The sequence below is a fragment of the Nitrososphaerota archaeon genome (assembly GCA_011605775.1).
Classification (GTDB): Archaea; Thermoproteota; Nitrososphaeria; order Nitrososphaerales; family JAAOZN01; genus JAAOZN01.
Genome location: JAAOZN010000074.1, coordinates 1 through 7,191, shown reverse-complemented (window position 1 = coordinate 7,191; position 7,191 = coordinate 1). Strand labels below are relative to the sequence as shown.

General features: G+C 47.4%; 9 protein-coding genes. 6 read left to right on the top strand and 3 right to left on the bottom strand.

What is annotated here, in order from left to right:
• Positions 1-1,263, top strand: a 1,263-nt coding sequence (locus HA494_06545; protein ID NHV97428.1) for a DEAD/DEAH box helicase, incomplete at its 5' end; no start/stop codon positions are given.
• On the opposite strand, the gene HA494_06540 is transcribed toward HA494_06545, so the two are convergent.
• The 3 genes from HA494_06540 to HA494_06530 are packed head-to-tail and all read right to left on the bottom strand — an operon-like array spanning position 1,249 to position 2,029.
• Entirely contained in the window at positions 1,249-1,593 is a 345-nt protein-coding gene (locus tag HA494_06540; protein ID NHV97427.1) for an SDR family oxidoreductase, read from the bottom strand. The genes HA494_06545 and HA494_06540 overlap by 15 nt on opposite strands.
• Positions 1,533-1,811, bottom strand: a complete 279-nt coding sequence (locus HA494_06535) for an SDR family oxidoreductase (protein ID NHV97426.1) — start codon at positions 1,809-1,811, stop codon at positions 1,533-1,535. The genes HA494_06540 and HA494_06535 overlap by 61 nt, the downstream gene beginning before the upstream one ends.
• Positions 1,766-2,029 (bottom strand): SDR family NAD(P)-dependent oxidoreductase, encoded by a 264-nt coding sequence (locus HA494_06530; GenBank protein ID NHV97425.1) that lies wholly within the window; start codon positions 2,027-2,029, stop codon positions 1,766-1,768. The genes HA494_06535 and HA494_06530 overlap by 46 nt, the downstream gene beginning before the upstream one ends.
• Positions 2,030-2,092: 63 nt before the next feature.
• Between HA494_06530 and HA494_06525 the strand changes: the two genes are divergently transcribed.
• From HA494_06525 to HA494_06505, 5 genes are all read left to right on the top strand, one after another.
• On the top strand, positions 2,093-2,656 hold the full coding sequence (locus tag HA494_06525) for a C26 family cysteine hydrolase domain-containing family (protein ID NHV97424.1): 564 nt from the start codon (positions 2,093-2,095) through the stop codon (positions 2,654-2,656).
• A gap of 129 nt (positions 2,657-2,785) precedes the next feature.
• A complete protein-coding gene (locus HA494_06520; GenBank protein ID NHV97423.1) occupies positions 2,786-3,892 on the top strand; it encodes a (Fe-S)-binding protein in 1,107 nt (368 codons plus the stop codon).
• 87 nt (positions 3,893-3,979) lie between these two features.
• Positions 3,980-6,157 (top strand): molybdopterin-dependent oxidoreductase, encoded by a 2,178-nt coding sequence (locus tag HA494_06515; GenBank protein NHV97422.1) that lies wholly within the window; start codon positions 3,980-3,982, stop codon positions 6,155-6,157.
• A 12-nt stretch (positions 6,158-6,169) separates the two neighbouring features.
• Entirely contained in the window at positions 6,170-6,694 is a 525-nt protein-coding gene (locus tag HA494_06510) for a 4Fe-4S dicluster domain-containing protein (GenBank protein ID NHV97421.1), read from the top strand.
• A gap of 5 nt (positions 6,695-6,699) precedes the next feature.
• A partial coding sequence (locus HA494_06505; protein NHV97420.1) for a molybdopterin-dependent oxidoreductase occupies positions 6,700-7,191 on the top strand: 492 nt, incomplete at its 3' end.

Below are 7,191 nucleotides of genomic sequence, written 5' to 3'. Positions count from 1 at the left end.
TTCGTGGAGAGGCTTCAGAGTAGAAGTAGAGGTGTTGGGTTAAGGGATCTTCTTCAAAACGAGCATCTAAGAACCGCATATGAAATAGCAAAAGGTACACTTGAACTCGGGGTCGAGCACCCCAAGCTAGAGGAGCTGGTAAAAGTATTGAAAACTCTGCCTCAAGGAGAAAAAGCCATAGTCTTCACAAGCTATCGAGCGTCTGTGCAAGAGATCTGCAAGAGGCTTGCCTCAGAGAATCTTAGAGTAAGAATCCTTGTTGGTAAGCAGGGGAGCGGAGGATTATCGCAAAAAGATCAGGTTGCTGTGCTTGAGGATATGAGGCGCGGAGGCTTTGACATCCTTATTGCGCCACAAGTCGGCGAAGAGGGTCTGGATATCGCTGAATGCAGCCTAGTCGTCTTCTATGATAATGTGCCTAGCGCCGTGCGGTTTGTGCAGAGGAGGGGTAGAACTGGGCGAAGAGCACCGGGTCGGGTTGTTGCCTTCTTAGTGAAGGGTACTAGGGATGAGGCCTACTATTGGCTTGCTAGAAGAAAGTTAAGGGAAGCTAGACAAGTAGTAGAAGCTTTCAAAGTTAAGAAAGAAGTTCAAGCACTAGACACCTATCTTCAGCGAGCAGACGCTCCTACTATATGCATATACGTTGATACACGCGAATCAAAATCTATCATATCATGTCTGGAGAAGATGGGTGCTAATGTTCAGATAGTGCAGCTTGAGGTAGGGGACTTTGTGCTGAGCGAAGATGTTGTCGTGGAGAGGAAGACGATCGATGATTACGTCAGATCAATTATGGACAACAGGCTCTTCAGCCAGATAATAGCTATGAAAGAAAAGTATCCTAAGCCTCTGCTCATCGTGCAAGGCAGAAGAAAGAAGGGCGCCAGCATAGGTTTATCAGCCTTCTACTCATCGTTAGCAAGCGCCTTAACCGACTTCTACATACCAGTCTACATGTCAGAGAACGATGAGGAAACAGCCACTATACTCTACTACATCGCAAAGAGAGAGCAGGAAGAGGGGAAGAAGGCTGTAAGGGTCAGAGAGGGAAGGAAACCCCCAACCATACGTGAGGTTCAGAAGTATGTTGTAGCTGGTGTGCCCGGTATCGATGCCGTTTTAGCTGATAGGCTCCTTAAGAAGTTCAGGAACGTTCAAGGCGTGTTTTCTGCTACAGTTGATGAGCTGAAGACGGTAGAGGGGGTGGGTGACAAGATCGCGAATAGGATTAGAGAGGTTGCTGAGTCAAACTATGGATGAGTATCTTACCAAGCACACCACCCCCCCATCTACAGCAATAACTTGACCTGTCACGTAATCCGATGCTGACGAAGCTAAGAAGATTAATGCACCCAAAAGATCTTCAGGCTGCGCGAGTCTCCGAAGCGGCGTACGACTTAACACGTATTCTCTGCTTTTAAGGTCTTCTAATATGACTCTTGTCAATCTGCTAGATACGAAGGAAGGAGCTATAGCGTTCACATTTATACCATATCTCGCCCATTCAACCGCAAGCGCCTTCGTGAGGTTTATAAGCCCCGCCTTCGAGGAGCTATCGGGAAGCGGTCTGCACGTAGACCATAAATAGATGCTACGTTTATTATCTTACCTCGTATGCCCGCTTCTATCATACTCTTAGCAGCCCTCCTTGAGCAGAGAAAGGCTGAAGTTAGATTCACAGATATAACTCTATTCCACTCAGTAAGCGAAAGCTCCAGTGTTGGTTTGTAGACAGAATCTCCTACGCTATTAACAAGGATATCTATGCGTCGTAGGTTATCTTCGCATTTCTTGAAAGCTCGGTTGATGTCCTCCTCCTGACTGCTTCAAGCCATTCACATTCCAACCCCTTGACTTGTAGATCTGAGGCTACCTTGCTGAGCTCTCCACCTCTTCTGTCTATAAGAAAGATCTTAGCTCCCTCTGAGGCTAAGGCTTCTGCGAACGCCGCACCCAATGTCCCAGCTGCGCCTGTTATCAGCGCGACTTTCCCACTTATATCAAATAACCCTCTTATCCTACTCAACTCAATCAAGGAAAGTTAGGCAAGATGGATATAAAAGGTATTGATTAAGGGTAAGGAGACTCGATGCTGCTCGTAGTAGACAACGGCTCAACCACACTGCATGAATTGGAGGCTGCTTTACAGAAACTCAAGGTAAACTACAGAGTTATCAAATATAGCCACCCCTTTCAACTTGACGAGTATAGCTGTGTGATCTTAACTGGGCGTAGTGCCGCATCTGACGAAATCAACAGAGCAAACATCAAGCTGGTCAAGCAAGCCACACAGCAGCGCAAGCCTCTCTTGGGGATATGTTACGGCGCAGAGATCTTAGCGTTGGCTAATGGTGGAGCACTCAGTAGATTACCAGCAAAGGTCTACGGGCATAATACTGTTTATGTAAAGAAGATAAACCCTTTAACAGAAACACAGCAGACGCTAAAAGTATTTGAGTCACACATCTTTAACATATCTAGGCTACCAACAGGCTTCGAATCCCTCGCTTATTCAAAAAGCAGTGAAAACGAGATTATAGCGCATCATGAACTAAAGCAATATGGTCTGCAGTTTCACCCGGAGTGTAGCGGCGATGACGGCTTACTAATACTAACGAACTTTATGAAGTTTCTAAAGCGATGCAACCTATGAAGTCTCACGGTTTAAAGTGTTTTTAGGTTTTAAGCAGCTCTCTTCTTGAACCTCCCTTCCCTTATTCGACAGCTTAATACTCTTTATAAGACACGTCATACCCAATTAGCATTAGAAAAGGGGGCAAAGTTGGAAGAAGGGCTGTTGGCAACGAAGGAGATGCTTGAGAAATGTAGCGAATGCTTGATCTGTGTACAAGAATGCCAACTAATGACGAAGTTAGGTAAGTCGCCTAGAGAGACCGCTGAGAACCTCCTCCAAAACCCTCAAGCCTTTAAGAACTCAGTTTACTCTTGCCTGCTCTGCGGTCTCTGTGCTAATCTATGCCCTCTTTCGCTAAGCCCTAAGCAGATGTTCCTTGAGTGGAGAAGGAAGCTAGTCAAAGATGGTGTAGCACCATTCAGGAACCACAGCTTCTCCCTAACTGATAAAGAGTGGAACATCTACACGCTATACAGAGAGAACTACGGCATCAGCTACTCAGACCTTGAAATAAGCAACTGTGATACATTATTCTTCCCAGGCTGTAATATGGGCACCTTTGCACCTAAACTTACTAGAACCATCTTTTCACAACTTAAACGCTTTAACGGATCAATAGGGATACTTGTAGAATGCTGCCAAAAGCCTATCCACGATCTAGGTCTGCAAGAGAGGTTCGAGAAGGCGATTGAGAAGCTTAAGGGAAGGATCGCTGAGAAAGGCGCAAAAAAGATTATCACCGCCTGCCCTAACTGCTACTACACCCTAAAGAAGCATCTGGACGTAGAAGTGGTTCCGATCTACGATGCACTACCAGAAGCAGTTTTCAAAAGAATAACTGGCACAATTACGATCCACGATTCTTGTCCCGATCGTGAAGAAGGCATTTTCGGTAGGAAAGTGAGGAATTTATTCAACGGGTGTCGGATTATTGAGATGAAGCACTGTCGGGAAAATTCCCTCTGCTGTGGCGCAGGTGGGCTGGCCTCAGCTGTAGACCCAGATCTCGCCCTTACCTACGTTAAGATGAGGTTAGAGGAGGCTAAGGAGACCCAAGCAGAGTACTTGGTCACGTACTGCGTTACCTGCGTTAATATGCTCTCTACGGTTCCCTCTCAGATAAAGATTAGACACGCGCTTAACCTTCTGCTAGATGTTGATGAAGATTATTCGCAGATACAACGAAACCTACAGCAACTCTTTACTGGACCGAAGGCGAAGGAGAATGTCCAAAAGGTGGTTAGGCAACTGTAGTGTGCAACTATGCGCTGCAAGGAGAGACTTAAATATGGATTCTGAAGCTGCTTTCTTTAGCAAAGCTTGCAGAAGCGGGTGTGTAAAATGATCAGAAAGACTGCGTGTTGGTTCTGCTACCAAAACTGCGGACTTCTCGTGGAGGTGGATGGTAACGAACCTGTCTCGGTGGAGGGAGATCCAACCCATCCAGTCAACGAGGGTGCTCGTTGCCCAAGAAACTGGGCTTGGAAGGAGTTCTTGTACCATCCTGAGAGAGTAAACTACCCCTATAAGAGAGTGGGGAAACGGGGTGAAAACAGATGGGAGAGGATATCGTGGAATCAGGCGCTAGACGAAATAGCGGAGAAGCTTAAAGAAATAAGGGATAGATACGGGGCTGAGGCTGTCGCATCTACTGGTGGCACAAATAGAACTGATGAGTGGCCGAGGAGGAGGTTCTTCAACCTTTTTGGCAGCCCCAACACTGGGAGAATAGCGCCTATCTGCGGTCTCAATACATATGTGATCGAAAGCGCTATTTATGGTTGGGTTTCTGAACCAGATTTCAGTAATGCAAGAACTATTGTGGAGTGGGGGCATAACCCCGCGGTTAGCTATTTACCTGAGATCCGAAAGGTTCTGGACGCTAAGGAGAAGGGAGCCAAGCTTATAGTCATCGACCCAAGGTTCACAGAGACGGCTGCGAAAGCTGACATCTGGCTTCAAATTAGACCCGGCTCTGACGCGGCGTTGGCTCTGGCTTGGATAAACGTCATTATCAACGAGGGGCTCTATGATAAAGAATTCGTAGAGAAGTACACCTACGGCTTTGATAAGCTAAGAGATCACATTCAACAGTACACACCGAGCTGGGCATCTAAGGTCACTTGGGTACCCGAAGAGAAGATTGTAGAGGCCGCTAGAATATATGCGACAAACAAGCCTTCTGTAATACCGTGGGGCACCTCTCTAGACCACTTCGGTATGGCTTCCGCACCCATGATACAAGCTAGGGCGATTTTGAGGGCGATAACTGGAAACCTCGATGTGCCAGGTGGCAACATAATAAACGGTCCTCACACCAAGTTCATCACCGACTGGGAGCTAGAATTGAATGATAAGCTCCCTAAGGAGCAGAGGATGAAGCAGATAGGTTCAGACCGCTACAGACTCTTCACCTGGCCCGGCTACGAAATAATTTCAGAGCAGCAGGTGAAATATTGGGGTAAGGCGATGCCTTCAGAGTGGGTTTGTGAGGCGCACATACCATCCCTCTGGAGAACGATTATAACTGGTAAACCTTACCCTATTAAGGCGCTGATTGTCGTCGCAAACAACCCAATGGTCTGCTTCGCCAACACGAATGTTGTGTATCAAGCGCTCACAAGCCCAAACCTTGAGTTGCTAGTCGTCATGGACTTCTGGTTCACTCCAACCGCCTTACTTGCTGACTACGTTTTACCAGCTGCTTTCTGGCTTGAGCGCCCGCTCATAACAAGCAGCTTCGGCACTTCAAACTTCTTTATCGCATCACACAGAGCTATAAAGCCTCTCTATGAAAGAAGGACCGATTTCGATTTTTGGAGGGATCTGGGTATAAGACTTGGTCAGGGCGAATATTGGCCTTGGGCTACGCTTGAAGAGGCGAATTCATATCGGATAAGCCCATTAGGTTACAAAGATTATGATGAGTTCGTAGATAAGGTGAGGATCAACGCTGAGCCTGTGAAGTATAGGAAGTTTGTTGAGAGAGGCTTTGGGACACCGACTGGTAAGGTTGAGCTTTACTCCACGATACTAGAGAAGTTAGGTTATGATCCGATGCCCACCTATAAGGAGCCTCCTGAAAGCCCTGTCTCTAAACCTGTGCTCGCAAAACAGTATCCCTTTGTCTTAACTACTGGTAGCATTATGCCTTATCACCACTCTGAAGGTAGGCAGCTAAAGACTCTAAGAAGACTCGTGCCTGACCCAGGTGTTGAAATAAATCCCGATGCCGCCTTTAGGCTTGGAATCAAGGAGGGCGATTGGGTCTACGTTGAAACAAGAAGAGGTAAGATTAGGGTAAAGGCGAAGCTGAACAGAGGGATAGACCGGAGGGTCGTCTTCTTAGAAAAGGGCTGGTGGTTCCCCGAGGATAAGGCTGAAGAACCTTATCTGCATGGTGTGTGGAGATCTAACGCCAACATACTCACAGAAGACGACCCTGAGCTATGTGATCCTCTTTGCGGAGGTTGGATCTATAGAGGTTTGCTCTGTAAGGTGTATAAGGCTGAGAGTTGAGGAGGTGGGAGGATGCCTGAGTATGGGATACTGGTTGATTTCAGCCGATGCATAGGGTGCAGGGCATGCGAAGCCGCATGCAAAGAGACGAACAAAACGCCCGAAGGGATAGACTGGATTAAGAACATTAGAATCGGACCCGAATATGGTCCAGACGGTAATCTGACTATGACGATGGTGTCGCTCAATTGTATGCACTGCGGTAAGGCGCCTTGCATCGAGGTCTGCCCGGCTAAGGCCATATCGAAGAGACCTGATGGCATAGTGCTCATCGACTCTGCAAAGTGCATTGGATGTAAGCATTGCCTATGGGTCTGCCCCTTTGGAGCTCCCCAGTTCAACCCAGCTGAGGGTAAGATGACTAAGTGTGTGCTGTGCTACCAAAGGGTTGAGCAGGGTAAGCTTCCCGCTTGCGTCGCTACCTGCCATCCTAAAGCGCTCATATTCGGAACCACGGAGCAGCTCTCCACTTATGTAAGGGAGAAAGCGGCTAAAAGAGCGCAGAGAGCGTCTTTCTACATCGTTGGTCTCAGGTAATGGAGATGGCTACGATCCAGACGCACTGCCCTTTTTGTAGCATAGCATGTGGCTTAAGCATCAGTTTGGATCTTTTTGGAAGACCTAAGCAGGTTGAGCCTAACTACAACTTCACACATAATAGAGGAGCGCTATGTCCAAGAGGTCTGCTATCACTTGAATGGATGCGTCACCAAGAAAGGCTGAAGAAGCCATTAATTAGGGAAAAGAATGGTTTTAGAGAAGCATCGTGGAGCGAAGCGCTTCAGAAGATAGCGTCTGTCTTCCGCAGCCTCATCGAGAACTATGGACCAACCTCTATCGCGTTCTACGCTTCAAGTCGATTATCAAACGAGACCCTTTACCTCTTCAAAAAACTAGGCTACGAGGTGATTAAAACACCCCACATAGACTTTAACGACAGGCTAGGGGTTGCATCCGCAAGAGCCGCATACAGCCTTAGCCTAGGCTCAAGCGAGCCCCCTAACCCCTTGACAGATCTGCTTGCCACAAATCTG